Annotated in this window: 21 protein-coding genes; 13 read left to right on the top strand and 8 right to left on the bottom strand. The window is 50.6% G+C overall.

What is annotated here, in order from left to right; all coding sequences use genetic code 11:
- Together C7T94_RS00915 and C7T94_RS00910 are read left to right on the top strand one after the other, a co-directional pair.
- A complete protein-coding gene (locus C7T94_RS00915; RefSeq protein WP_107212772.1) occupies nucleotides 1-372 on the top strand; it encodes a YraN family protein in 372 nt (123 codons plus the stop codon).
- Nucleotides 365-1414, top strand: coding sequence for a glutaminyl-peptide cyclotransferase (locus C7T94_RS00910; protein WP_239494895.1), 1050 nt, complete (start codon nucleotides 365-367; stop codon nucleotides 1412-1414). The genes C7T94_RS00915 and C7T94_RS00910 overlap by 8 nt, the downstream gene beginning before the upstream one ends.
- Here the strand turns inward: C7T94_RS00910 and C7T94_RS00905 are convergent, their stop codons facing one another.
- The 6 genes from C7T94_RS00905 to pgi form a co-directional block, all read right to left on the bottom strand.
- Nucleotides 1415-1939, bottom strand: coding sequence for a DUF4251 domain-containing protein (locus C7T94_RS00905; RefSeq protein ID WP_107212768.1), 525 nt, complete (start codon nucleotides 1937-1939; stop codon nucleotides 1415-1417).
- A gap of 105 nt (nucleotides 1940-2044) precedes the next feature.
- Complete coding sequence (locus tag C7T94_RS00900) at nucleotides 2045-3190, bottom strand: porin family protein (protein ID WP_107212766.1); 1146 nt, start codon at nucleotides 3188-3190, stop codon at nucleotides 2045-2047.
- A 19-nt stretch (nucleotides 3191-3209) separates the two neighbouring features.
- Nucleotides 3210-3650, bottom strand: a complete 441-nt coding sequence (locus C7T94_RS00895; RefSeq protein WP_107214602.1) for an RNA polymerase sigma factor — start codon at nucleotides 3648-3650, stop codon at nucleotides 3210-3212.
- A 204-nt stretch (nucleotides 3651-3854) separates the two neighbouring features.
- Complete coding sequence (locus C7T94_RS00890) at nucleotides 3855-5279, bottom strand: M16 family metallopeptidase (RefSeq protein WP_107212765.1); 1425 nt, start codon at nucleotides 5277-5279, stop codon at nucleotides 3855-3857.
- Nucleotides 5280-5303: 24 nt separating this feature from the next.
- A complete protein-coding gene (locus C7T94_RS00885) occupies nucleotides 5304-6617 on the bottom strand; it encodes a M16 family metallopeptidase (RefSeq protein ID WP_107212763.1) in 1314 nt (437 codons plus the stop codon).
- Nucleotides 6618-6724: 107 nt separating this feature from the next.
- Nucleotides 6725-8371, bottom strand: coding sequence for a glucose-6-phosphate isomerase (pgi, locus tag C7T94_RS00880; protein ID WP_107214601.1), 1647 nt, complete (start codon nucleotides 8369-8371; stop codon nucleotides 6725-6727).
- 94 nt (nucleotides 8372-8465) lie between these two features.
- Here pgi and prfB point away from each other — a divergent pair.
- Together prfB and C7T94_RS00870 are read left to right on the top strand one after the other, a co-directional pair.
- Nucleotides 8466-9543 (top strand): peptide chain release factor 2 gene (prfB, locus tag C7T94_RS00875; protein WP_112156442.1). Its coding sequence is split into 2 segments (ribosomal slippage): nucleotides 8466-8525 and nucleotides 8527-9543, totalling 1077 coding nucleotides; the frame shifts between segments, so codons are not numbered across the junction.
- A 23-nt stretch (nucleotides 9544-9566) separates the two neighbouring features.
- Nucleotides 9567-10481 (top strand): alpha/beta hydrolase, encoded by a 915-nt coding sequence (locus tag C7T94_RS00870; protein WP_107212758.1) that lies wholly within the window; start codon nucleotides 9567-9569, stop codon nucleotides 10479-10481.
- Nucleotides 10482-10811: 330 nt separating this feature from the next.
- On the opposite strand, the gene C7T94_RS00865 is transcribed toward C7T94_RS00870, so the two are convergent.
- Nucleotides 10812-11678 (bottom strand): transglutaminase-like domain-containing protein, encoded by an 867-nt coding sequence (locus C7T94_RS00865; RefSeq protein WP_107212756.1) that lies wholly within the window; start codon nucleotides 11676-11678, stop codon nucleotides 10812-10814.
- 48 nt (nucleotides 11679-11726) lie between these two features.
- Here C7T94_RS00865 and C7T94_RS00860 point away from each other — a divergent pair, with 48 nt between their 5' ends.
- From C7T94_RS00860 to C7T94_RS00850, 3 genes are all read left to right on the top strand, one after another.
- On the top strand, nucleotides 11727-12503 hold the full coding sequence (locus C7T94_RS00860; RefSeq protein WP_394340996.1) for an O-methyltransferase: 777 nt from the start codon (nucleotides 11727-11729) through the stop codon (nucleotides 12501-12503).
- Nucleotides 12504-12726: 223 nt separating this feature from the next.
- Nucleotides 12727-13089, top strand: a complete 363-nt coding sequence (locus C7T94_RS00855; protein WP_107212752.1) for a BlaI/MecI/CopY family transcriptional regulator — start codon at nucleotides 12727-12729, stop codon at nucleotides 13087-13089.
- Between the two features lies 1 nt (nucleotide 13090).
- Nucleotides 13091-15298: a M56 family metallopeptidase gene (locus C7T94_RS00850; protein ID WP_107212750.1), complete on the top strand. Its 2208-nt coding sequence runs from the start codon at nucleotides 13091-13093 to the stop codon at nucleotides 15296-15298.
- A gap of 18 nt (nucleotides 15299-15316) precedes the next feature.
- Here C7T94_RS00850 and C7T94_RS00845 read toward each other — a convergent pair whose 3' ends face one another.
- Nucleotides 15317-16450: a BamA/TamA family outer membrane protein gene (locus tag C7T94_RS00845; protein ID WP_107212748.1), complete on the bottom strand. Its 1134-nt coding sequence runs from the start codon at nucleotides 16448-16450 to the stop codon at nucleotides 15317-15319.
- Nucleotides 16451-16742: 292 nt separating this feature from the next.
- Between C7T94_RS00845 and C7T94_RS00840 the strand changes: the two genes are divergently transcribed.
- The 6 genes from C7T94_RS00840 (at nucleotide 16743) to C7T94_RS00815 (ending at nucleotide 25139) form a co-directional block, all read left to right on the top strand.
- A complete protein-coding gene (locus C7T94_RS00840) occupies nucleotides 16743-17723 on the top strand; it encodes a deoxyhypusine synthase family protein (RefSeq protein ID WP_107212746.1) in 981 nt (326 codons plus the stop codon).
- 379 nt (nucleotides 17724-18102) lie between these two features.
- Nucleotides 18103-19398, top strand: coding sequence for a cytochrome c3 family protein (locus C7T94_RS00835; RefSeq protein WP_107212744.1), 1296 nt, complete (start codon nucleotides 18103-18105; stop codon nucleotides 19396-19398).
- A 45-nt stretch (nucleotides 19399-19443) separates the two neighbouring features.
- Complete coding sequence (locus tag C7T94_RS00830) at nucleotides 19444-22524, top strand: TAT-variant-translocated molybdopterin oxidoreductase (protein ID WP_107212742.1); 3081 nt, start codon at nucleotides 19444-19446, stop codon at nucleotides 22522-22524.
- A gap of 20 nt (nucleotides 22525-22544) precedes the next feature.
- The gene (gene nrfD, locus C7T94_RS00825; RefSeq protein ID WP_107212740.1) at nucleotides 22545-24017 is read left to right on the top strand and encodes an NrfD/PsrC family molybdoenzyme membrane anchor subunit; all 1473 of its coding nucleotides are present in this window, start codon (nucleotides 22545-22547) and stop codon (nucleotides 24015-24017) included.
- 2 nt (nucleotides 24018-24019) lie between these two features.
- On the top strand, nucleotides 24020-24556 hold the full coding sequence (locus C7T94_RS00820; RefSeq protein ID WP_107212738.1) for a DUF3341 domain-containing protein: 537 nt from the start codon (nucleotides 24020-24022) through the stop codon (nucleotides 24554-24556).
- Nucleotides 24549-25139 carry a c-type cytochrome gene (locus C7T94_RS00815; protein WP_107212737.1) on the top strand — a complete coding sequence of 197 codons (591 nt, stop codon included), beginning with the start codon at nucleotides 24549-24551 and terminating at the stop codon, nucleotides 25137-25139. Before C7T94_RS00820 ends, C7T94_RS00815 begins: the two co-directional genes overlap by 8 nt.
- Nucleotides 25140-25142: the final 3 nt, after the last annotated feature.

Below are 25142 nucleotides of genomic sequence, written 5' to 3'. Positions count from 1 at the left end.
ATGGCCATTCACAATGACCGCGGGAAAGATGGTGAAGTGCGTGCAGCGTTTTACCTGCAGCAAGCGGGGTATGAGATCCTGGACGCGAACTGGAGGGCCGGGCATGATGAGATTGACCTTGTGGCCAGCCTTGACGGCAAACTGATCTTTGTCGAGGTGAAGTGCCGGTCAAACGTCAGTTTTGGAGAACCCGAAGACTTTGTAACCCTGGCAAAACAAAGACGGCTGGCCCGGGCAGCAAATGCTTACATCACGGCCATGTCGCACAAAGGGGAGATCCGGTTTGATATTGTGGCCGTGACCCTGCAGAGGGCTGCAGCGCCCGTGATCCGGCACATTGAAGATGCATTTTGGCCTGTTAACAATGAATAAGATCTGTTTTTATGTTATTTTCCTGAGCCTGGCATTCGGTTGCAGGGAGCGTGCACACCTTATCGATTTCCGCTCACCCTTTCAGGGCGAAAATTTTAAGTCGGGCGAGACGATCAAAGTGCAGCTGGACCTTCCTGGCAGCTTGCGGCCAGACTCGGTTGTTTACCATGTTGACGGGCGCTCGCTGGCCCGAAAGCGGGGCAAAGAAGCACTTTCGCTCCCTTCAGCTACCCTCGGCCTCGGTTTCAGGCAGCTGCGTGCGCTGGTGTACACGGCAAACAGGATTGATACGGTCCAAACGAATGTCGTTATCCGTTCAGGCCGCAAACCTGACCGGTATACGTTCAAAGTGCGAAATGTTTTTCCGCACGATACAAGCGCCTATACCCAGGGCCTTGAATTCCATGAGGGCAGATTTCTGGAAAGCACGGGCCAGCGGGGCCATTCCAGGCTGCGCTGGGTTGATCCGGTTACAGGAAAAGTCATGCGCGAGGTGAGCCTCGATAAAAAATATTTTGCTGAAGGCGTGACCAGGGTCGGCAACCGCATTATTCAGCTGACCTGGCAGGAAAAAACAGGCCTTGTGTATGATGCGGCTACACTCGAGCAAACCGGATCGTTTCCTTACCAGAACAGTCCCGAAGGCTGGGGCTTGTGTTATGACGGCAGCAGGCTGCTCAAATCTGACGGCAGTAACCGCATCTGGTTTTTAAACCGCGAAACCTATAAAGAAGAAGGCTTCATCGAAATTTACGACGACAAGGGTGCCATAGACCGGTTGAATGAACTTGAATATATAGACGGAAAAATCTTCGCGAACGTGTATGGCCAGGAAAAAATAATCATGATTGATCCGGCCACTGGTGCCGTGACCGGCGAAGCAGACCTGACCGGTCTGTTGCCCAAAGATTATTTCAAGGACGAGATGGCCGCTTCAAATAACGTACTCAACGGAATCGCCTACGACCAGGCCCGCAAGAGGCTGTTCGTAGGCGGAAAAAAATGGCCGAAAATTTTTGAGATCAGCCTGGTTAGAAACTGATCAGTCCTCTTTCAGTTTGTCGATGGTGCCGTTAAAAGTAATAGACTGCCGGTTGTTGCTGTTGGCGACAAGCGTAGCGTAGCCTTTCTCAGAAATATCGAGCGTAAACCGGTGGTTGTCGCGTACATCTTTTGTATTGAAGACCAGCACCCAGCCGCCTTTTTTCTTGCGGGTTTCCTTGTATGTGAAATTGGTTGAGCTGAACTTAATTCCGTTGTCGTTTTGATCGTAAGGCGCGGTAAAAGCGCGGCCATAATAAGGCAGGTACGCTTTGAGCGTGTCGCCGTCAAGGCGCACATCGTACCGCATGCCGTTCAGTTGGATCATGCTGCCGCTGTTCATGCCGCCCTGCATGCGGCTCATGACCCGGTTCATATCAAGGCTGTTTAGCGGCAGCGCAGCACTGGCGTTAAAAACGAATTTTTTTGATTTGATCAGTTCGGCCAGTTCGGCCTTATCGGTGACCTGTGCCTGCAGGCCGGCCGAAACCAGGAGCAGGACAAATAGCGTATTGAAAAATTTCATTGTCGTATGTTTGAAGTGTGTATACAGAACAGATGAGCAAACAGCAAGTTTTCCATAAACCAAAGCGAATTATTCATCACTCTGCTTGCCTGCAACAGGACAGGTTTACCTGGTGCCCAGCGGCATACGCAGATTCAGGGCCACACCACTCGACTTGAGGTGCACTTTTCCTTCGCCTACACCCTGCAGCGGAACCTTCATGTACGGTTCCAGACCAAGCTGAAATGCTGTACGTGGTATATCAACGTAATAGGCTGCCGAAACATGCACCACACTGAAAGGATGCTGGTTCGCATTGTTCTTGATCAATGTATAGGGTTTATAACCGGATGCCTCTGTGTAATCGAAGCGGTAAGTTTCCTTGAGCATGAGGTAACTGGACAGCCCCGCGTTGATTTCCAGCCTTCGGGTCGGCTGGTCAACGATGGCGTAAGAGGCCTGCAGGGGGATCTCCAGGACATTACAGGACGCATCAATCCCGGATACGGTGCTCATGCGCTGCATATCGGCGGTTTTGTATTGTAAGCCCGTGGCATCATAGCGCTTCAGGCCGATGCGTGCGCCGGTAGAAATGGTCAGTCTCTTGCCCACATTGACGCCGAGCAGCATGCCTGCGCTGATGTTTGCCCGCCCGCCCACCAGGTGGCTGGTTGAACTGAAATCCGGCCCGGCGCTGAAAGCCAGGCTGAGCGGCAGGCCGCGGCGCGGCGCAGGGCGAGGAATTTCCGGCTGCGCAGGTGTGAAATTTGTGGACGGGGCAGCAGGGGTTTCGGCCGGTGGCTGTTGCTGCGGTCGCGCTGCATAATGACTTGCCGGCATTGTCTTGTCGCTACGGGAAACAGGCGCATGCTGCACGGGGCCGGAATAGGCTGTATGGGCCGTTTTGTGAGGCCTTACATGACCAGAACGCGGCGCGGGCTGGGCTGAGCGTCGTGACGCCGTCTGATCTGACAGGCCGGAATGCTGCAGCGTATCGCCGCCCGGCTGCCGAACCGGGTGCTGCGGCTGGTCCCCTCTGGTATAATCTTTTGCGGGTGCTTTGTGCGGCGCCGTTGCCGGGTACAACAGCCAGGTCAGCAGGCCAAGCAGCAAAACTGCCGCAGCCGCATACGTAAGGCGCCTGAAGAGCACACGCCGGTCATGCCGGTCCAGCTTTTCTTCCATTTTTGCCCATGCGGCTTCCTCAAAGCGTGGTTCACTCTCGTCTACCTTTTTTCGCAGCGCCTTATCAAATTGATGGTCGTTTTGCATGGCTTTTCTTTAATGGCGGCTAGTGGCTTTGCGCGCGCAGCATTCGTTTTAATTGTTCCCTTGCTTTAAACAAGTTTGACTTTGATGTACCGATACTGATCGACAGCATCGATGCGATTTCCTCATGGCTATAGCCATCGATAACAAACAAGTTGAAGACAGTGCGGTAAGCCATAGAAAGCTGCTGCACCATTTTCAACAGGTCGTCATAGTTTATCCGCGACAAAATTCCTTCCGCATCTTCCATTTCGTGTTTCGCCTGTAATTCTTCCATTTCAATCTTCCTGATTTTCGACCGGTAATGATCGATCGAGGTGTTAATCATAATGGTACTCAGCCAGGACTTGAAATCGCGCGTGGCATCGTACCGGTCTATATTCAGAAAAACACGCATAAAACCATCGTTCATTACCTCAAGCGCTTCGTCCCGGTCTTGGGCATAGCGGAGGCATATCTTCATGCAAAAGCCATAGAAAAGCTGGTACAAGGCCTTCTGGCTCTTGCGGTCCCTTTTTCTACAACCTTCAAGCAAGTCTGTATTTAACAGATGGGTCACGTGTTTTGTCGATTCGATACTTCCGGTTACGGATGTGAGCAGATAGAGGTTGCCTGGCCGGGACAAAAAAAAGCTTCCGCTGCGGCAACGGAAGCTTTGATCAGGATATTAAGGCTGCCGGGTGTCTGCAACCGGCACGGCGAATTTATCATACGCCTGAACTTTTAAGCCGAGGCGCTTTAAATTGGCATCGAACTGGTCCCGCTTACCGACAATGACCACGCGGGTGTTATCGTGATTGAAATACTTGTTTGCCACCCGCTGAACGTCTTCTGCGGTCACGGCATTGATCTTTTGCAAATACGTGCGGTAAAAGTCTTTAGGCAGCCCGTTGATCAGGATGCTGCTGGCAAAACCGGCTATGCGCGCCGGGTTTTCAAGACCGAGGGCAAAGGAACCGTTATACAGATTTTTCGCGTTTTGCAGTTCTTCGGCGCTTACCTTGTTCTTGCGCATGCCTTCAATCTCCTTCAGAAATTCGACAACAGCGCTGTCTGCTTTCTCGTTGCGTACCGATGCAGACGCATTGAATGTGGTCTGGAACCTGCCTGCGCCGGCCGATGAGTAAGCGCCATAGGTAAATCCGTGTTTTTCGCGCAGGTTCATGAACAGCCGGGCTTCAGCACCGCCGCCCAAAATCTGGTTGGCCAGCAGCACCGGGAAATAGTCCGGACTGCTCATGGGCAGGTCGATCAGGTTGGTTACCGTAATCTCAGACTGCACGGCGTTCGGAACATCGACAATGTTGATCTCCGTTTTGGCCGGGTTGTTCACTTTTTTTAGCTGCGGCAGGCTGAGCTGGCTTCCTTTCCAGTCGCCGAAGGCCTTTTGGGCAAGTGCTTTCGCCGCCTCCGGCTTGATATCGCCAACGAAGGTAAGGTACCCGCGCGATGGCGTGATGTATTTTTTATAAGCAGCCTTGACATCGTCAAGTGTCAGGGCATTCAGGCTTTGCTCGCTTACAAACTCTCCGTACGGATGGTCTGAGCCGTAGTTCAGTGCGTTCACTACCCGTGAAGAGATGGCCTTGGCATTGCGCTCGTTTGATTTAAGGCCGGTCAGGTTCTGAGACTTAAGCTTTTCAAAAGAAGGCAGCGGGAAGGCAGGGTGCTGTAATCCTTCGGCAAAAAGTGCAAATGCACGGTCGAAATAACGGGTAAGCGCAGAAACGCTGCCGCCTGATGCGCTCAGGCCAACATTGGCGCCCAGCATATCTACCGCTTCGTCAAACTGTGCTTTGGTTTTCGAAGTCGTCCCTTCGCCCAGCATGGAACCCATAATGGTCATAACGCCAGCTTTGCTGCCCTCGGTTACCGGACCGGCATCGATCGAATAACTGGCCGTAATTTTAGGCAATTTGTGGTCTTCAACCACCAAAACGGTGATCCCGTTGCTCATCTTATAGATGACAGGGTCCCCGATCTTGATGACCGGCGCGGGGCCCGGTTTGGGTTTCTGGCTGCGGTCAATCTTTTGTGCAAAAGCGACCTGGCCAAAAACCAGCGCAGCAGCAAAAATATATAGTTTTTTCATGTTGATCTTTCTTGTTGGTGATGGCTATTTTTTTGGCAGGTAATACAAAACAACTCGCTGGTCTTTGTTCAGGTATTTCCTGGCTACCGAGCGGATGTCTTCTCGGGTTACTTTCCTGATCTGTTCCAGCTCTTCATTGATGCTGTTCGTGTTTTTGTTATGGAAAGTGTAACCGTTTGCCAGGTTTTCGGCCACGCCGATCATTCTGGAATTGGCGCCGACATAACTGTTCTCGAATTTGTTCAGCACTTTCTGGTATTCCGTTTCAGGGATCAGGTCATTTTGAATGCGCGCCACTTCGACGTCAATGTCAGCAAGCAGCGAATCGAGCGGGGTATTGCGGTTGGGCAGGGCCAGTGTAATGTAGGCACCGTAATCTTCCAGCGAGTAGTTGAAAGCAGCTACCTGCAGGGCATTTTTCTTTTCGTCGACCATTTTCCGGTTCAAACGCGAGCTTGCCCCGCCCGAAAGGATTGAGGTAATCATTTGCAGTGCGTGCGAGTCTTTATCTGCCATGCCGGGCACACGATAAGCAGCGAATACCGCAGGAATCTGGATGTTCGCATCGTAGGCCGTATCAATGATCTGTTTACTGATCGGTTTAAGTTCGGCCTTCTGCCTTTGTACGGGTGCGCCTTTAGGCACTTCAGCAAAATAGTTTTGTACCAGCGTTTTGGTTTTGGCCACATCGATGTCGCCGGCAATGACAAGTGCAGCATTGTTTGGAACATAGAATTTTTTGAAAAAAGCGAGGAACTCGTCAAGTTTTGCGGCGTCAAGATCTTCCATAGAACCAATGGGCTGCCAGCGGTATGGATGCCCGTCGAACAAGTGCGCGAAGATGCGTTCGGTAAACTTGCCATAAGGCTGGTTATCTACACGCAACCGTTTTTCTTCTTTGACCACTTCGTTCTGGGTCCGAACGCCTACATCGTTAATAACGGGGTGCAGCATGCGCTCACTTTCCAGCCAAAGGCCCAGTTCGAGTTGGTTGGCGGGGAACACTTCATAATAGAAAGTCCGGTCGGGCGAGGTATTTGCATTGTTCTGACCGCCGTTGCTGCTTACGATCTTCATAAACTCGCCACGCTTAATGTTTTTAGAGCCTTCAAAAAGCAGGTGTTCGAAAAAGTGAGCGAAACCGGTTCTGCCAACCTGTTCGTCTTTCGAGCCGACGTGGTACATGACCGACACCGCCACGACCGGTGCAGTTTTGTCCTGGTGCAGAATGACATGCAGCCCATTGTCGAGGTCGTATTCTGTAAACTGTACCTTTTGCGCAGCAGCAGTCAGGCCGAGTGCCAGCATGCCGCCGGTGAAAAGTAATTTTCTTTTCATGATGTAATAAAATTAGTTAATACCGTGAAAGGTAAGCTTTTTCGCGAAGTGTAAAAAGCGTAAGAAAAAATACCCGCCAGCAGCATGGCCGGCTGGCGGGTTAGTGGTTATCGCCAGGCTTTGTACTGGTTGATCAGGCCGTTCGTAGAAGCATCGTGCGAGGAAATTTTTTCGTCACTTTTCAGCTCGGGCAGGATGTTCTTAGCCAGCTGTTTGCCCAGTTCCACACCCCATTGATCAAAGCTGAAAATATTCCAGATCACGCCCTGCACAAAGATCTTATGTTCATAAAAGGCAATCAGGCTGCCGAGGGTGTAGGGGGTTACTTTCTTCAGGAGGAATGAATTGGTTGGGCGGTTGCCTTCAAAAACCTTGAAAGGCGCCAGTTCTGCAATGGCCTCATCGCTTTTGCCTTCTGCGCGAAGCTCCGCTTCGACCGCTTCTTGGCTCTTTCCGTTCATCAGCGCTTCTGTCTGTGCAAAATAATTTGAAAGCAAAATGGCGTGGTGCTCGCCCAGCGGGTTCAGGCTTTGAGCAGGAGCAATAAAATCGCAGGGGATAAGTTTTGTTCCCTGGTGAATCAGCTGGTAAAAAGCATGCTGCCCGTTGGTTCCGGGTTCGCCCCAGATGACTGGTCCGGTTTGGTGCTCCACTTTCCTGCCATCGCGGCCAACGAATTTGCCGTTGCTTTCCATATCGCCCTGCTGAAAATAGGCGGCAAAACGGTGCATGTATTGGTCGTACGGCAGAATGGCCTGGGTTTCGGTGCCAAAGAAATTGATGTACCATACACCCAGCAGGGCCTGGATAACAGGTATGTTCCGCTTAAAATCAGTGTTGCGGAAATGGTTGTCGGCTGCGTGCGCACCTGCCAGAAGTTCTTCGAAACGTTCGAAACCGATCCCGAGCGCTATGGAAAGTCCGATCGCGCTCCAGAGGGAATACCGTCCGCCCACCCAGTCCCAGAACTCGAACATGTTCTCTGTGTCAATGCCAAAAGCGGCCACCTCCTTACTGTTTGTAGAAAGGGCTGCAAAATGTTTTGCAACATCGTCCCGCTGTGCGCCGCTTTCCAGGAACCAGCTGCGGGCACTGTGTGCATTGGTCATGGTCTCCTGCGTGGTAAAGGTCTTCGAGGCGATCAGGAAAAGGGTGGTTTCGGGGTCGAGCGATTTTATGGTCTCGGCAATATGTGTGCCGTCTATATTCGAAACAAAGTGCAGATTGAGGTGGTTCTTGTAGGCTTTGAGGGCTTCGGTAACCATAACAGGACCCAGGTCTGAACCCCCGATGCCGATGTTGACCACATCGGTAATCGGTTTTCCTGTATACCCTTTCCAGTCGCCGCCAATGACGGCATCGGTGAATTTTTTCATTTTGGCCAGCACCCGGTTTACCTCGGGCATGACATCTTTGCCATCTACCTGTATGGCTTCGTTGCTGCGGTTGCGCAGGGCTACATGAAGCACCGGACGGTTTTCGGTTTCATTGATGCGGCTTCCGCCGAACATAGCCCCGATTGCATCTTCCAGTTTGCATTCCCGGGCCAGCTCAAGCAGCAGCTGCAGGGTCTTATCATCGACGCGGTTCTTCGAAAAATCGAACAGGATGTCCTCGAAAGTCAGTGAAAATTTATCGAACCGTTGCGGATCTGCAGCAAAGAGATCCCTCAGGTGTGTTTGTTGGGTAGTTTCAAAGTGCTGGCTCAGGGCCGCATATGCATGGGTACGGGTCAGATCGGTTTTTGGTAACATCTTCTCACTATTTTTTGTAAAGGTAATATTTTTGATCAAGCGCAGAATGCCCGCGCCAGACTGCAGTTAGGCAATTTATTTTACCTTTGTTTCCATGACCAAAGAACAGATTCAGGATTTAAGGGATAGAACAGCTTCCCTGAGGAGGCATCTTTGACGTTGATGCCCGTTTAAAAATCGTTACAGAAGAACAGGAAAAAACGCTGGCTGCCAGTTTCTGGGATGACCCGAAAGCGGCAGAAGCGGTACTTGCCAATATAAAAGCCAACAAGACCTGGACAGACGCCTGGCAGCAGGTAAACGGTTCGGTAGAGGACAGCCAGGTCATGTTTGATTTTCTGCAGTCGGGCGATGCGTCTGAGACTGAAATGCAGGAGCAGTTTGAACAAACCCTCCGCCTGTTGGAAGACCTGGAGTTTAAGAACATGCTGAGCAGCAAAGAGGACCAGCTGCCGGCTGTCATGCAGATCACAGCAGGTGCCGGCGGCACCGAAAGCTGCGACTGGGCCTACATGCTCATGCGAATGTACATGATGTGGGGCGAGAAAAACGGCTACCGCATCACCGAGCAGGACTCGCAGGAGGGAGAGGTTACCGGCATCAAATCAGTTACCCTGCAGTTTGAAGGTGATTTTGCATATGGTTACCTGAAGGGCGAGAATGGTGTACACCGTTTGGTGCGCATATCGCCCTTTGATTCGAACGCGCGGCGCCACACGTCGTTCGCTTCGGTTTATGTGTATCCCCTGGTCGACGATACGATCGAGATCGATATCAATCCAGGTGATATTGAATTTGAGACTTTCAGGGCAGGCGGCGCCGGCGGACAGAACGTAAATAAGGTGGAAACTGCGGTACGGTTGTACCACAAACCTTCAGGCATTGTGATAAAAAACCAGGAATCGCGGTCGCAATTGCAAAATAAAGACAATGCCATGCGGCTACTGCGCTCGCAGCTGTATGAAGTTGAATTGCGCAAGAGAATGGAAACTGTGGCCGCTATAGAAGGCTCCAAGAAAAAGATCGAGTGGGGTTCGCAGATCAGGAACTATGTCCTGCATCCTTACAAACTGGTAAAAGACCTGCGCACAAACCACGAGACCTCGAACGCACAAGCCGTGCTGGATGGCGATCTGAACGATTTTCTGAAAGCCTACCTGATGGAATTTTGACAACCGGTAACCGATAACGCTGAATGAAAAAACTGAGTACTTTTCTTTTTTGCCTGCTCATGCTAAACCAACTGAACGCACAGGAGGTCTTCCCATTGTACGACGGCCCGATTCCAGGCTCCAAACCCACGCCTGCCAGTTATGTGGAGAAAGGCGAAACCAGCAAAGACGGCATTCTGCGCATCAGCAAGGTGTCGGTGCCAACGCTAACCTGGTATCCTGCGCCGGCCGGGAAATCGAACGGCACGGCCGTAATCGTGTGCCCGGGCGGGGGCTATGGCATCCTTGCTTATACCCATGAGGGAACAGATGTGGCCAGGCGCCTGAACGAAGCCGGAATCAGTGCGTTTTTACTGAAATACAGGCTGCCGTCAGACGAGATCATGCAGGACAAACGTTTTGCACTGCTGCAGGATGCGCAACAGGCTATTTACCTGGTACGTAAAAACGCCGCGAAATACGGTATAAAGAAAAACCGTGTCGGCATCATGGGCTTCTCTGCCGGTGGCCACTTTGCATCGACATTGACCGTTCATTATGCCGACAGGCAGATCCATAAAGAAGAAAAAACCAGTTTCAGACCGGATTTCTCGGTTCTGGTGTACCCGGTTATCAGCTTTTCAGAGTCAGTGCATACAGGCACCATGAAAAACCTGCTCGGACCTGCGCCTGCAGAAAACGACAAAATTTATTTTTCTTCAGATAAACAGGTGAACAAACGTACGCCGCCGGTCTTCCTGGTGCATGCAGAAGATGACAAGGTGGTACCCGTGCGCAACAGCTGGCTGTTCAAGGAAGCGGCCGATGGAGCTGGTGTACCTGCAGAGCTGTTTATTTACAAAGCGGGCGGGCATGGCTTTGGTCTGAACAATAAAAAAGAAGCTGGTGACTGGTTTGGTGCGATGCTGATCTGGCTAAAGAAAAACCGCCTGGTTTAAGCGGTTCGTTATCGCTTTAGCCGGTTACGGCTACGAATGGGCTTCTGTAAGGGGCTGCGTGTTCAACCCTTCACAAAGTGGCAGCATGGTTGGTTTCTCCGTAAATAACAATCATTTGATTTTGCCTGGAAAATTCTTTCGGGAATTTGCACCGCATTTCGGCACCGGCAAGATAGACAAAACAGGCTGCAACGGATTGCTTCAAGATTTGAAGCTGTTTTAAGTTGTTTCAAGACCGTAAAAAGCCGGGACTTCACCTTAAAGTTGGTGACTTTCGTAAAGTCACCAACTTGTTTTTTTATTTCCTGCAAATTAAAAATATTTCTTGATCTACACCTGTGTTAAAATGTCCTGCAATTCCTGCAGCTCGAGGGCTTTGTCTGGTGCACCCGCGCCTTCATAAGCAGAGATCAGATTGCGGATTACACGCCTGATAATCTCAGTATTGCTGCATGGCCGGTAATAGCCCGGCAGCGGTTCCAGGTTTAGCTGCCGCAGGAACTGGTCTACATCATGTTTACCAAAAATATTCCCTTTGTTAAATGCATTGATGTAAAACAGCACGCCGAATTCCTGCTCTTCATCGCGTTTTGTTTCGTCTACATATCCCAGAATAAAGTGCTGCGGCAGGTTGATGCCATAGATTGGAATGTCAAGTTTCTGCGCCAGGGTCGAATAGATGATGGCCAGTGAGATCTGGTTTCCTTTTTTGCTTTCCAGTACCTGGCTGATGTATGAATTCTGCGGATCATGGTGGTTTTTCGTATTTCCGCTAAAGCCATGCTGGTTATACAGCACATGATTGATCAGTTTCACCTTTTCAATCGAGCTCATCTCATACTGCAGGTTGACCCAGATATCGCGTTTCATTTCTTCGATCTGGAAAATCACCTTCTGCTCGTCAAGGTCGGGGTATTGATAGCGGTTAATGATCAGGGCGCCCTGCAACAGATCGAAAGCTCCGCTCATGTACCACAGGTTCAGGTCTTCTTTAACCGCGTTGAACTGGATGCGGTGTACGATGTTCTCAATGCGCTGCTGCATCAGGGCATCGAAAGACTGCTCCCAGGCATTTTCAAGGTAGTCGACCACCTCGTTTCCATACTCGAGCAGTTTTTTTTCTACATGACTGTATATTTCTTCGTCCGGGTCGTCAAGAAGTTTGACGAGGGCGCTGATTTCTGCAATATTTTCCATAAAACTTTATCCTGCTGGCGCTGTTTACCTACTTTTGCCTCCATGAACATGCAATTCGTCCTAGATTATCTCAGGCATCGGCTAACCGCGAAAAGCCGCCACGGGACACATTCTCCATTTGTCTACAAACTTGCCGACGAGGTAATTTACAATTTTGAGGCCACACAGGATGCGCAAATCATCGAGAAGCAGCGAAAAAAACTTTTGAATGACGATCGTTACATCACTGTAACCGACCTTGGCGCCGGCTCTCACCTCGATAAAGACAACCGCAAACAAATCAGGACAATTGCAAAAAATGCGCTCAAAAAGCCAGCGCTGGCCCAGCTGCTTTACCGGTTGGCCCGCTACAATGCACCCGGAAGCCTGATCGAACTCGGTACTTGCCTCGGCATTACCACCGCGTACTTTGCCAAGGCCTGCCCGGATGCAGCCATCACGACGATCGAAGGCTGTCCCCAAACTGCTGCGGTTGCGCAGGAAAACCTCAATGCAGTCGGCTGCGGCAACGTTCAACTGTTGACCGGCAACTTCGATCATATTTTTCCAGAACTGCTTAAAAGCACAGAACGGCTGGATTTTGTGTATATAGATGGCAACCACCGCAAGGATGCTACGCTCGCCTATTTTAACATGTGCCTGCCAAAAGTCCATGAACACAGCTTACTGATCTTTGACGACATTTACTGGAGTCAGGGCATGAAAGAAGCCTGGCAGGAAATTAAAAACCACCCCGCGGTAACTGTTACCGTCGATCTTTTCTGGATCGGTCTCGTATTTTTCAAAAAGGGACAGGCAAAAGAACACTTCAAACTTAAATACTAGTTCCTTTTTTTGAAGCGCAGCTGTGGTGCCCTGAACACCGGCAGTCCTGCTGTACGCTGTAGCCCTCCCAGGGTCGGGGCTGCCGCTGCCATCAGGGCTAAAACCCGATAGTTTGTGCGGTAAAACCGGCAGGAAGCCCACCTATACCACAAACAACTGATTTTTTAGTTTTAAAACTGAGAAATCAGTTGTATAACTGAAAAATAAGTTTTAGCTTTATGTTATGGAAGAATTAACAAAAGCTGAAGAGCGCATCATGCAGGTGATATGGGCATTGGAACGCTGCTTCGTAAAAGACATCCTTGAGGCCCTGGATGAAAATCCCAAACCTCCTTATAACACGGTATCCTCTATCGTCAGGCTCCTGGAAAAAAAGGGCTATGTCGGTTACAAGGCCTATGGGAAGACTTATGAGTACTTCCCGCTGATTGCCCGGGCCGACTATGCCCGGACGACTTTCGGGAAACTGCTGTCGGGTTATTTCGATAACTCGCCGGCCAGCCTTCTTTCCTTTATGGTCAAAGAAAATCCTTTAAGTAAGGCTGACATCAAAGCGATCCGGGAGCTTATCGATAAAAAGAAATAATATGGAACTGCTGTTGTACCTGCTGAAAGCAAGTGCCTGTCTGGCGCTATTCTTCGGCCTCTATTTTTTCACCCTGCGAAAAACCACCTTTTTCGCCCTAAACAGGACCTATTTGCTGGCAGCGCTGTTGCTGGCGTTTTTTATACCGGCCTGGCGGGTAGAGGTGAGGCAGGTTGTTGAACCTGCCGTAGCGGAGATAGCTGCCACCACCGTTCCTGAGCCCCTCATTACGTCAGTGGGATCAGACTTGCAGCCGGCGGCAGCGCCGGCTCCGGAACCTTTCGCCTGGCCCGATCCGGATACCTCGCTAACCGTACTTTACCTGGCGGTTACCGCCGGGTTCCTTTGGCCGCTGCTGCGACAACTGAGCGGACTGTTGCAGCAACGCGACCACCCTTACCAGCGGATCGGAAACCTCCGGGTGATTTACAAGAATGAAGGGTTCACCAACTGTTCGTTCTTCAGGTATGTTTTTGTAGATCCCGAACGGCTCAGCAAAGCTGAATTCGATGCCTTGTTGCTCCATGAGGGCGTGCATGCCGCCAGGTGGCATTCTCTCGATAAACTGTTTATGCAGGCTGCCCGTGCACTGCTGTGGTTTAATCCGGTGGTTTATTGGTATGCCCGCGAGCTGGAACAGCTGCATGAATTCGAGGCCGACCAGGTTACCGCAAGCCAGTGCGGGCAGGAAGCTTATGCTCATCTGCTCCTTGGACTCGCCAGGCGGCCGGCTCCAGCCGGTTTGACGCACAGTTTTGTTCGCCACCCGATCCGCGAGCGAATAGAAATGCTTTTCACCAATCAATCCAATAACATGAAAAAGTTTGTATATCTAGCGGCATTGCCTGTTGTGGCGGTGCTGTCCTGGGGTTTTTCCGTTCGTTACGTCGAGGTACCTCAGGAACGCCCGGTCTCGCCGGCAAGCCGGCAAGACACCGGCTGGCGCAATAATCCCGCCTACCGGCAGGCACTTGCCGGAGTTGATTCATTAAAGGGCATGCCGCTGGAGGGCCGCGTGGGTGCCCTGTGGTCGGATGGTTTCGGACAGGGCTTTTTGCTGAACACCAGTTCTGGGACCTTGCAGGTTGCCCTCTCGCACAGCCGCATGCGTGCGGCGGGCTTGCTTGAAGGTGCGGGCATTTTTGTGAAACTGAGGGGTGCTCTGATTGATCAGGACCAAAAAATTACATTTGTACCTACAGAAATTCATGATAAAACGGGCAAGCTTCTGTACAAGGAAAAAATTGTGCGCCAGCCATTTCTTTATGAAGCAAACCGCGCACGGTTTGCCTATAGCCGAATCAGTAAGCTAACAACAGACGCTTCCGGGCATATTTCAGCATTATGGCTTAATGACGGCCATTTTTCGCTGCGGTTCAATTTAGCAGGCCAGAAGCTGTTGGCAGGGAACTTCCGCAGCGGAGACAGTGTGCTGGTCAAATTTTTTGGCGAGGCGAAAGCGGGCGGAAAGGTGTATACGAGCAGCAAGCTGATTGCCCTGTACAGCCAGCCAAGAGGAAAAGAATTACGCAACCCCGCACACTATTCGAGGTTTTACCAGGAAGATGGCCGCCAACAGCAGGTGGCAACGACAGCCGGGCCCGAAAATATACCCCTCGGCTACCAGCAGGATGCCGGTGCCGAACAGCACCGGGCGGCATATGGCGGGGCCAGAACAGACGTTCCGGTACGGGTTGCACGCTTTGAATCGATCAGTGGAAGGGAGGGCATTACAGAGCTAACCGGTGCAGACCTTTTGGCTGGCAGGTTCAGCATTCATGCCGGTAAAGCCTCGTTAAACCGCCATCCCAACCAGCTCAAGGCCACAGATTTTAAGATTATTCAGGACGGAAAGGCCCTCATTGCTGCACCGGGTGCGCAATTAAGCGTTAATATGAACACGGGCGATTTCACCGTGCAGGAGCAGTTACGCCTGAAAGACGGGGATATCGAAGTGGAATACTCAGCCCGCGACTCGACCCGGGTTTTTAAAGATCGTTCCAGGATCGATCTTTTTGGTAAAGCCGAATTCAAAACCGCACATTTTAAGATAGAGGGGAGCCGCATTGAATACGACTACAAAGCTCAGTTAGTCACAGCGCATGATTTTGCCGTCGTACACAGCCGCCGCCCCGGCGTCAGGACAACCGGAAGCCTGCTTACCGTCAATTTCGCCACCGGCGAATACACCGTGCAGGGGAAAATGTAGCAACAGGGCAAGTTCCTGCTAAAATGCTTCCGCCAAGCTGATGTAAAACCCGCCCTGGCGTTTTTCATTTGGCCGTTTTTCGCCAACACCGTAATCAAGGCGTACGCTGAGCCCTTTTTCGGGGTCAAAGAAATAGCGGAATCCGGCCCCGTAATTGGGTTTAAATCCGCGCATGGCGAGGTTGCTTTTCTCGCCAAATACCTGGCCGGTGCCGGCAAACACAGCCGCGCCGAAACGGTGGTTGTAGCGAAAACGAAGTTCGGCCTGGAAAGCTAGCAGGTTTTCGTCGCGGTAACGACCGGTATAGTATCCGCGCATCATCTCATCATTGCCCAGTTGCGGCAGCATCCAGAATGGCGTATTTCTGCTTTGCACTGTTTGGTAGATGCCCTGGGCACCCAATATAAATTTCGGGTGCAGTGTCCAGAAGTTGCTCAGGTTGGCCGTTATCCGGCTGCCTGAAAAATGGCCAGCGCCAAACAGATCGGGGGCATACTGGTAAGTAACCCGGCCAAAAAAACCACGACCGGGGTAGTTGTTCGAGTTGCGGGTGTCATAACTCTGCGAAAGGCCTATAAATAATGCCCGCCCGCCCGGGGCTCCGGTCAGGTCTGGCTGGGAGAACATGCCGCCAGCGGCTTTGTCTGTAAAGTGGTATTGCTCAAAAGCCGTCGATACGCCGGTATAGGCATGTGGCAGCAGCCGCTTCTCCAGATCGAAGGCCAGCTTCACCATATTCTGTACCAGCCGGTCTTTGTCTGCTTCGGCGGTACTGTTGCCCGTGCCGAAGAAGTCAAAGGGCATTTTGCGGATCTTTACATCGGCTATATAATGGTAGCGGTTGCCTTTGGCCCAGCCGTCGGCATTGAGACTAATGTTGAAGATCTTCTTGGTAGAAGTAGACAGGTTGCCGGAAAAATTTGAACTGCGCTGAGCGGTATCTGTACGGTCTGCATAAAAAGAGTATAAGGCACCCAGGCCAAACTCCACCCCGATTTCCTGCGAATAGCCGAACACAGGAACAGGCATAAAGCTTGGCCTGCGGCTGCTGTCTTTTTTGTTCGACAGGTATTTTTCAATCAGTTTGCGTTGGGCGGCAGCCGGAGCGGCCAACAGCGACAGCGCGAGCAGCGAAATGAGCACTTTGTTCATGAAGGGCAAAAGTAAATTTTTTGTTTGAAAGTCTGCCGGTCTGCACCATGAGGGGACTGACTGCGTAAAAAGGCACTGCAGGGCATTCCTTAAGCCGGATCGCAGCGGCAGCCCCGGACGAGGGAGGGATACAGCGAAGCCGGTCGGCATAAAAAGAGTTGCTGACTTTGCCGCTCACATCCTCAGCGGCTTCGCACATCACCGCAACGCTTGGGCAGAAGCGGTGCCGGCGGTCCCGGACGATTGTCAATTCCCTGCATTTTCGTAATTTTGCGCCAGCAATTCAAATAACATGAGCACAACACGAGGACCGATCTCACAATTTATAGAGAAAAACTACCTGCATTTTAACGCAGCTGCGCTGGTGGATGCGGCGAAAGGATATGAAACACACCTGGATGAAGGCGGAAAGATGATGATTACCCTTGCCGGGGCAATGAGCACCGCAGAGCTGGGTATATCGCTGGCTGAGATGATCAGGCAGGATAAGGTTTCGATCATTTCCTGTACCGGCGCCAACCTGGAAGAAGACATCATGAACCTGGTTGCGCATTCGCACTATAAACGGGTACCAAATTACCGTGACCTGAGCCCTCAGGATGAGTGGGATCTTCTGGAGAACCATTACAACCGGGTAACCGATACCTGTATTCCGGAAGAAGAAGCGTTTCGCAGGCTCCAGAAACACATTCACAAGATATGGAAAGACGCCGATGACAGCGGTGAGCGTTATTTCCCGCATGAGTTCATGTACAAGATCCTGCTGAGCGGCGAACTTGAACAGTATTATGAGATTGATCCCAAAAATTCCTGGATGCTGGCGGCTGCCGAAAAAAACCTGCCGATTGTCGTGCCGGGCTGGGAAGATTCGACCATGGGCAATATTTTCGCTTCTTACGTGATCAAAGGGGAGATCAAAGCAAACACCATGAAAAGTGGTATTGAGTACATGGCCTGGCTGTCTGACTGGTATGTACAGAACAGTGGGGGTAAAGGAATCGGCTTTTTCCAGATCGGCGGCGGTATTGCCGGCGACTTCCCCATCTGTGTGGTACCCATGCTTTACCAGGATATGGAAATGGAGAACATTCCGTTCTGGAGTTATTTCTGCCAGATCTCTGATTCGACCACCTCATATGGTTCGTACTCGGGTGCTGTACCGAATGAAAAGATAACCTGGGGTAAACTGGACATCGATACGCCGAAGTTTATTGTCGAGTCTGATGCGACGATCGTAGCGCCATTAATTTTTGCCTGGATCTTAAAACAATAGTACTGTTTGAAGTCTTCTGATATCACCGGGCCCGGCTGTTCTGTATGAACTCGCCGGGCCTGGTGACAGAATGGAACCAAAGTAACCGGCAGAGAAGGCCTTCGAAAAAGACCTATATATTCTAAAAAAAAGTTTTTTTCTTTCCAAAAAACCAGTGTCAAAACGATCAGTGGGGTCGAAGCAAAAAACCCGTTTTAAGCACCTTTCAGGGCATAAAATAGGGTAGTTTAGAATGATTATAAATTGTATTTCACTGTCATTCCTTTGTCATTGGTATCTTAATAAATGATACTTTTGTGCAAGTTTTCGGTGAGGTGATTTACCTCGTTTCGCCGGCAGCCCACACAACGAATTAACAATAAAGCATAAAATACTCATTATGAGGAATATCTCATTGATTTTTAAAAGAGCCTGGAGGTCAGTAGTGATGGTTTCCGCCTTTTCTGCTTTCGCGGTTTCGGCGGTAAATGCACAGGATGCGGCAGAAGGAAGAACGATTTTTAAGCAAAAATGTTCTGCCTGCCATGCGCTTGACCGTGACATGATCGGTCCGGCCCTTCAAAAAATCGTTCCGACCAAAAGCGAAGAGTTCCTGCTTAAATGGATCAAGAATGCGCCGGCATTGATCGCATCGGGAGATCCCGAAGCTGCTGAGGCTGCAAAATTCAATCCTGCCCAGGACATGACCCCGTTCCCGACGCTGACCGATGCGCAAATCAAGAGCGTACTGGCTTATGTTGCGGAAGGCGAGCCAAAGAAAGACAACGCACAGGGTGGCGGCGAAACCGCCAGCGAAGAGGTATCGGGTCTTTCGATTGCCGGTGTTGTAGCGATTATCCTGGTTTCGATCCTGGTGCTGATCATTCTGAGCCGTGCCATCAAAGCCCTGGAGCGTCTGATCCTGCAAAAACAGGGAATCGTTATTGAAGAGGAAGAAACTGTTCCGGTAACTGTCGGTATTCGCAGGCTGTTCAAAAACAAGAAATTTGTTTTGTTCTTTATCCTGTGCCTGGTCATTACACTCGGATCATTTGGCTGGATGGGCATGTGGAACACCGGTGTGCATACAGGTTATCAGCCTGCGCAGCCGATCAAGTTCTCGCACGAACTGCATGCCGGTACCAACCAGATTGACTGCCAGTACTGCCACAGCGGTGCGTTTAAATCTAAAAACGCGTCTATCCCGTCGCTTAACGTCTGTATGAACTGCCACAAAGCGGTGCAGGCCCGCGACAATTACGATGGAAACATTTCACCTGAGATCCAGAAGATCTACACGGCCCTGGGTTATGACCCTGAAAGCATGACTTTCGATAAGACCAAGGAAAAACCGGTTGAGTGGGTTCGCGTTCACAACCTTCCAGACTTTGCATACTTTAACCACTCACAGCACGTGGTGGTCGGTGAGCAGGCTATCCGTAAGGAAAAAGGTCTGAAACCTGAAGAGCCGGTTTGTTTTGCCTGTCACGGCCCGGTAAACACCATGGAAGAGATCTACCAGTTCTCTCCGCTTACCATGAAATGGTGTATCAACTGCCACAAAGAGGCTGAGATTTCAGGCAAAGACAATGCCTTCTATACCAAAGTGATCGCCGCACACGAGAAGATCAAAAAAGGCGAAAAGATCACCCCTGCACTGCTTGGCGGTCTGGAGTGTTCAAAATGCCACTATTAACAGAAGATTAGTTAAGAACGTTCGATAAACAGTAATATAGCTTAAATGGAAAGCAACAAGAAATACTGGAAGGGTTTAGAAGAGTACAACAATACAAGCGATTTTGTTGAAGGCAGCAAAAACGAGTTCCCTGAGCCCCTTCCAATTGAAGATGTTTTGAATGAAGCAGGCCTGAGTACTGTTACGCCCCGCCGCGACTTCCTGAAAGCCCTTGGCTTTGGTCTGGGCGCGGTAACGCTGGCAGCCTGTCAGACTGCTCCGCTACATAAATCTATTCCATACCTGGTTAAACCTGAAGAGGTGATCCCGGGCATACCGAATTTTTATGTGTCGACCTTCAAAGGTCAGAGCATCCTGGTTAAGACACGGGAAGGCCGCCCGATCAAGATCGAGCCGAATCCCAACGCCGGCGAGTTCAGCCGCGGTACCGATGCACAGGCACAGGCTTCGGTTCTTGACCTGTACGATGTATCTAAACTGAAAAAACCAGTTGTAAACGGTAACAAGGATGCAAACTGGAAAGATGTTGATGCATTCGTAAAAGGCGAGCTGAACAAAGTCCAGGCCTCGGGCAAAAAGATCAGGATCGTTTCTTCAACAGTTCACAGTCCTTCGGCTAAAGCAGTGATCGCTGACTTTGCTGCCGCTTACCCGACTACCAAACATGTACAGTACGACGCGGTTTCTTATACCGGTATCATCAAAGCCAATGAAAACAGCTTTGGTAAAGCTGTACTGCCTAAATATAATTTCAACAAAGCAGACGTTATTGTAAGCTTCGGCGCCGATTTTCTTGGTACCTGGCTCAATTGCGAAGAGAATACAGCCCAGTATGTTTCCAACCGTGACGCGAAATCGTTGAAGGGCGGAAAAATGTCTCGCCACATCCAGTTCGAAACCGGCATGAGCCTGAGCGGAACCAATGCCGACTCACGCATCACGATCAAGTTGTCGGAAGAAGGTCCGGCGCTGATTGCGCTTTACAATGCGGTTACCGGACAGGCGCTGGCCGGCGGAACCCTTGGCAATAATGCGGTAGCAGACAAGGCGGTTAAACTGGCTGCAAGAGAACTTGTTAACGCCAAAGGACGTTCGGTTGTGCTTTGCGGAAGCAATGACGTTTCTACACAAATCCTGGTTAATGCCATCAACTCAGCCCTGGGTAACTACGGCACTACCATCGACCTGGACAACCCGCTTCAGAAATATGCCGGCAATGACGCTGCATTTGCTGAACTGGTCAATGAAATGAACCGCGGCGAAGTAGGAGCGGTGTTCTTCCTGGACAGCAATCCTGCCTATGACGCACCGGATACCAAAGCGTTTGTTGAAGCGCTGAAGAAAGTAACACTGACCGTGTCATTTGCTGACCGCGAAGATGAGACTGCCTCACTTTGTAAAGTGATCGCGATCAATAACAACTACCTGGAGTCGTGGGGCGATGCCAGCATGTATGCCGGGTATTTTTCGGTTGTACAGCCAACCATTAACCCGGTGTTCAACACCCGCCAGGCTGAAGAAAGCCTGCTGAACTGGTCTAACAATCCTGTTAAAGAATACTATCAGTACGTACGCAGCTACTGGGAGAAGAACATTCTTCCTGCTGCAGGCAAAACCTGGAGAGATGTGCTGCAAACCGGCGTAATTGCTCTTCCGGCCAAACCGGCAGGTACATATAGCTTCGGCCTGTCGCTCGCGGCGGTTGCTCCTGCCATTGTGAACCGGTCAAAAGCGCTTGAAAAAGACGTACAGCTGCATGTGTATGAAAGCATCCCGATGCGCGACGGTAAACATGCCAATAACGCATTCCTCCAGGAATTACCCGACCCGGTATCGAAAGTAACCTGGGACAACTATGTTGCCCTGGCACCGAAATTCGCTGAAGAGCTCGGACTCGCTGAGTTTGACCTGGTTCGTGTGAAGGCTGATAACGGATATGAAGTTATCCTGCCCTTGCTGATCCAACCCGGACAGGCACGTGGTACGGCCTCGATCGCCCTGGGTTATGGCCGCACAAAAGTGGGTAAGGCCGGCGATAACGTTGGTAAAAACGCCTATCCTTTTGTAAAATACGTGAACGGCACACTGCAGTATGCAAATACCGTAAAACTGGAGAAAGCCGGTGGCCGTGAAGAACTTGCCCAAACGCAGACACACCACTCTTTCGAAGGAAGAAACGTGATCCGCGAAACGACATTGGCAAATTACCTGAAGAACCCGGCTTCGGGATCAGGTAACGACCATGCGAAACACAAGACTTACGACCTGTGGGATAAGTGGGAAACACCAGGCAACAAATGGGTCATGGCAATTGACCTGAATGCCTGTACCGGTTGCGGTTCATGTATCGTGGCCTGTAACGTAGAGAACAATATCCCGGTTGTGGGCAAGGACGAAGTTCGTCGCCGCCGTGAAATGCACTGGATCCGAATTGACCGCTATTACAGCTTTAATGAGGATGCCGGTCATAAAGAAGCACACGAAGGTGGCGCACATGGAACAGGAAGCGGTATCCAGTCGGTGACAAAAGAAACCGAAATTGCTGAACTGCAGAACCTTGACAATGTTTCTGTTGTGCACCAGCCGATGCTGTGCCAGCACTGCGACCACGCACCTTGTGAGACGGTATGTCCGGTATTGGCAACCGTACACTCTTCTGATGGTCTGAACCAAATGGCTTACAACCGTTGCGTGGGTACCCGCTACTGCGCGAACAACTGTCCGTATAAAGTGCGCCGTTTCAACTGGTTCAACTACTGGAACGATTCGCGTTTCGACAACTACATGAACAACGAGTTTACGCAACTGGTTCTGAACCCTGACGTAACTGCCCGTTCAAGAGGTGTCATGGAAAAATGCACCATGTGTATCCAGCGTATCCAGGGCGGTAAACTTGAGGCTAAACTCGAGAAACGCCCGCTTCGCGACGGAGACATTAAAATGGCCTGTCAGCAGGCATGTTCTGCAAATGCCATCATTTTCGGCGATGCAAACGATCCGGATTCTGAAGTATCGAAAGCACTGCGCAATGAGCGTGTGTACTATGTGCTGGAAGAGATCAACACCCAGCCCGGTATCGGTTACATGACAAAAGTTAGGAACGTAGACACAACTGTACAGGCATAAACCTGAAAAAAGAAAATATTATGTCAGGACATAACGAATCAATTTTAAGAGAACCCTTAATTACCGGCAAAGACATCACCTACGCCAGGATCACGGAAGAGGTGTTGATGCCGGTAGAAAATAAGCCAAACAAAGCCTGGTGGATCGGCTTTATCGCTGCAGCCTGTGGTGCTTTGTTGTGGGTATTTGCTGTAAGTTACACCTTCTGGACCGGTATCGGTGCGTGGGGACTGAACAAAACGGTAGGCTGGGCCTGGGACATCACCGGTTTCGTGTGGTGGGTAGGTATCGGTCACGCGGGAACACTGATCTCGGCCGTATTGCTGCTTTTCCGCCAAAACTGGCGTAACTCCATTAACCGGTCGGCAGAAGCGATGACCATCTTTGCGGTTATCTGTGCGGCTACCTACGTGGTTTCACACATGGGCCGTCCATGGTTGGCTTACTGGGTTCTGCCTTTGCCGAATCAGTTTGGCTCACTCTGGGTAAACTTTAACTCCCCGCTGGTATGGGATATGTTTGCGATCTCTACTTATTTTTCGGTATCGCTTTTATTCTGGTACACTGGTTTATTGCCCGATATCGCTACCATCCGCGACCGTGCAACAGGCATGCGCAGGAAGATCTATTCCATCCTGTCGTTTGGCTGGACCGGCAGCGTAAAAACCTGGCAGCGTTTTGAGGCCGTATCACTGATCCTTGCCGGTATTTCTACACCACTCGTACTTTCGGTACACACGATCGTATCCATGGACTTTGCAACCTCGGTTATTCCGGGCTGGCACACCACGATCTTCCCGCCTTATTTCGTAGCGGGAGCGATCTTCTCTGGTTTTGCCATGGTACAGACGCTGCTGCTGGTGGCGCGTAAGGTTCTCGGACTGGAGAACTACATTACCATGTTCCACATCGAGTCGATGAACAAGATCATCATTGTTACAGGCTCTATTGTTGGTGTGGCTTATCTGACCGAGCTGTTCATTGCCTGGTATTCAGGTTCAGAATATGAAATGTATGCGTTCCAGAACCGTATCTCTGGTCCTTACTGGTGGGCTTACTGGTTAATGATGACCTGTAACGTAATCTCGCCGCAGCTCTTCTGGTTCAAAAAGATCCGCGTCAGCATACCGGCATCATGGGTGCTTTCAATCGTCGTTAACATCGGTATGTGGTTCGAGCGTTTCGTGATCATCGTGACCTCGCTGCACCGTGACTATATTCCTTCAAGCTGGGTCATGTTCTATCCGACCTGGGTTGATATCAGTGTCTTCGTCGGGTCAATCGGCCTGTTCTTTACGTTGTTTCTGCTGTTCCTGCGCGTCCTGCCTTCGATTGCGATTGCTGAGGTGAAACTGCTGCTGAAATCGGCAAGTGAGCAGGAGAAGAAACGCCAGATCGAGAACAATGAACACGATAAGGTTTATGTAGACTCTTACGTGGAGTCGCTCGGGAAATTTGACAGTGTTAAACAAGAAGACTACGCAAAAGTATAACAATGAGTAATATCAAATATATTTTAGGCAGCTTTGGCGATCCTGATGAAATGATGCATGGCATCGAAAAGCTTCAGGAAAATAACATCAAGATTTATGACGTGTATACGCCTATGCCCATTCACGGAATTGAGGCGAAACTGGGTGTAAAACGTTCACGGATCGATGTAGCTGCATTTTGTTTCGGAATTACCGGTACGCTCGCGGCCTTTTCACTGATCTATTTCACTGCGGTGGTAGACTGGCGGATGAACATCGGCGGTAAGCCCGCCTTTGCCTTACCTGACTTTATTCCAATTATGTTCGAGTTAACGGTTCTCTTCTGTGCTTTTGGCATGGTTGGTTCCTACTACGCCTCAACACACCTGTTTCCCGGCCGTGCGCCGCGGGTCATGGACCTTCGCGCTACGAACGACCGCTTCATCATTGCGATCGATGCGCAGCAGGGTGCCGAGCACACCAAGGTAGACAGCCTGCTTAAAGAGGCTGGTGCCCTTGAAGTAAAGTATAACGAAAGGAAGTATATCAGCTATGAATAAGAATAAGATTGTTTTAGCAGCTTTTGTAGCTTTTGCTTTCGCTGCAACTATTTCAGCCTGCCGTGACAAAAACAGCACCGGGCTGGAGTATGCAAGAAATATGTACGATCCGCTCGGTTACAACCCGGATCAGCCAAACAGCAACTTCAAGAACGGACAAACGGCGCAAATGCCGCCAAAAAATACGGTGCCTGTTGGTTTTGAGCAGGATGAATTTTATCCGAACAGCAAAGAGGGTTATGAAGCAGCTGGCGCCAAAATGGTTAATCCCCTGCCGGCCGACAAAAAGAACCTGGCCGAAGGGCAGCAACTGTACAAGGTTTTCTGCTCGCCATGTCATGGTGAAAAAGGCGACGGACAGGGGCATCTGGTTAAGATCGAGAAATTTACCGGCGTACCTTCGTATCATGGAGCAGATGCCAACTCTTCAAGGGGCGGCCTGATGCAGGACCTGACCGCAGGAAAGATATACCATACCATTGTGTACGGTCTGAACAACATGGGGTCACATGCATCGCAGCTTACACCGCGCGAGCGCTGGAAAGTGGTGATGTACGTACAACAATTACAAAAAATAAAATAGAAA

Source organism: Pedobacter yulinensis (assembly GCF_003029735.1).
In the GTDB taxonomy this organism is placed as follows: domain Bacteria; phylum Bacteroidota; class Bacteroidia; order Sphingobacteriales; family Sphingobacteriaceae; genus Pedobacter; species Pedobacter yulinensis.
Note: the sequence above shows the minus strand (reverse complement) of the source record. Positions and strands in the feature narration are given on the sequence as shown.

Coding starts and splice junctions, on each gene's coding strand:
- C7T94_RS00820 (WP_107212738.1), top strand. CDS start 24,020: ATGAGTAATATCAAATATATTTTAGGCAGCTTTGGCGATCCTGATGAA.
- C7T94_RS00900 (WP_107212766.1), bottom strand. CDS start 3,190: ATGCAAAACGACCATCAATTTGATAAGGCGCTGCGAAAAAAGGTAGAC.
- C7T94_RS00895 (WP_107214602.1), bottom strand. CDS start 3,650: ATGAAGATATGCCTCCGCTATGCCCAAGACCGGGACGAAGCGCTTGAG.
- C7T94_RS00850 (WP_107212750.1), top strand. CDS start 13,091: ATGGAACTGCTGTTGTACCTGCTGAAAGCAAGTGCCTGTCTGGCGCTA.
- C7T94_RS00855 (WP_107212752.1), top strand. CDS start 12,727: ATGGAAGAATTAACAAAAGCTGAAGAGCGCATCATGCAGGTGATATGG.
- C7T94_RS00865 (WP_107212756.1), bottom strand. CDS start 11,678: ATGGAAAATATTGCAGAAATCAGCGCCCTCGTCAAACTTCTTGACGAC.
- C7T94_RS00885 (WP_107212763.1), bottom strand. CDS start 6,617: ATGAAAAGAAAATTACTTTTCACCGGCGGCATGCTGGCACTCGGCCTG.
- C7T94_RS00845 (WP_107212748.1), bottom strand. CDS start 16,450: ATGAACAAAGTGCTCATTTCGCTGCTCGCGCTGTCGCTGTTGGCCGCT.
- C7T94_RS00835 (WP_107212744.1), top strand. CDS start 18,103: ATGAGGAATATCTCATTGATTTTTAAAAGAGCCTGGAGGTCAGTAGTG.
- C7T94_RS00815 (WP_107212737.1), top strand. CDS start 24,549: ATGAATAAGAATAAGATTGTTTTAGCAGCTTTTGTAGCTTTTGCTTTC.
- pgi (WP_107214601.1), bottom strand. CDS start 8,371: ATGTTACCAAAAACCGATCTGACCCGTACCCATGCATATGCGGCCCTG.
- nrfD (WP_107212740.1), top strand. CDS start 22,545: ATGTCAGGACATAACGAATCAATTTTAAGAGAACCCTTAATTACCGGC.
- C7T94_RS00905 (WP_107212768.1), bottom strand. CDS start 1,939: ATGAAATTTTTCAATACGCTATTTGTCCTGCTCCTGGTTTCGGCCGGC.
- C7T94_RS00840 (WP_107212746.1), top strand. CDS start 16,743: ATGAGCACAACACGAGGACCGATCTCACAATTTATAGAGAAAAACTAC.
- C7T94_RS00860 (WP_394340996.1), top strand. CDS start 11,727: ATGCAATTCGTCCTAGATTATCTCAGGCATCGGCTAACCGCGAAAAGC.
- C7T94_RS00915 (WP_107212772.1), top strand. CDS start 1: ATGGCCATTCACAATGACCGCGGGAAAGATGGTGAAGTGCGTGCAGCG.
- C7T94_RS00830 (WP_107212742.1), top strand. CDS start 19,444: ATGGAAAGCAACAAGAAATACTGGAAGGGTTTAGAAGAGTACAACAAT.
- C7T94_RS00910 (WP_239494895.1), top strand. CDS start 365: ATGAATAAGATCTGTTTTTATGTTATTTTCCTGAGCCTGGCATTCGGT.
- C7T94_RS00890 (WP_107212765.1), bottom strand. CDS start 5,279: ATGAAAAAACTATATATTTTTGCTGCTGCGCTGGTTTTTGGCCAGGTC.
- C7T94_RS00870 (WP_107212758.1), top strand. CDS start 9,567: ATGAAAAAACTGAGTACTTTTCTTTTTTGCCTGCTCATGCTAAACCAA.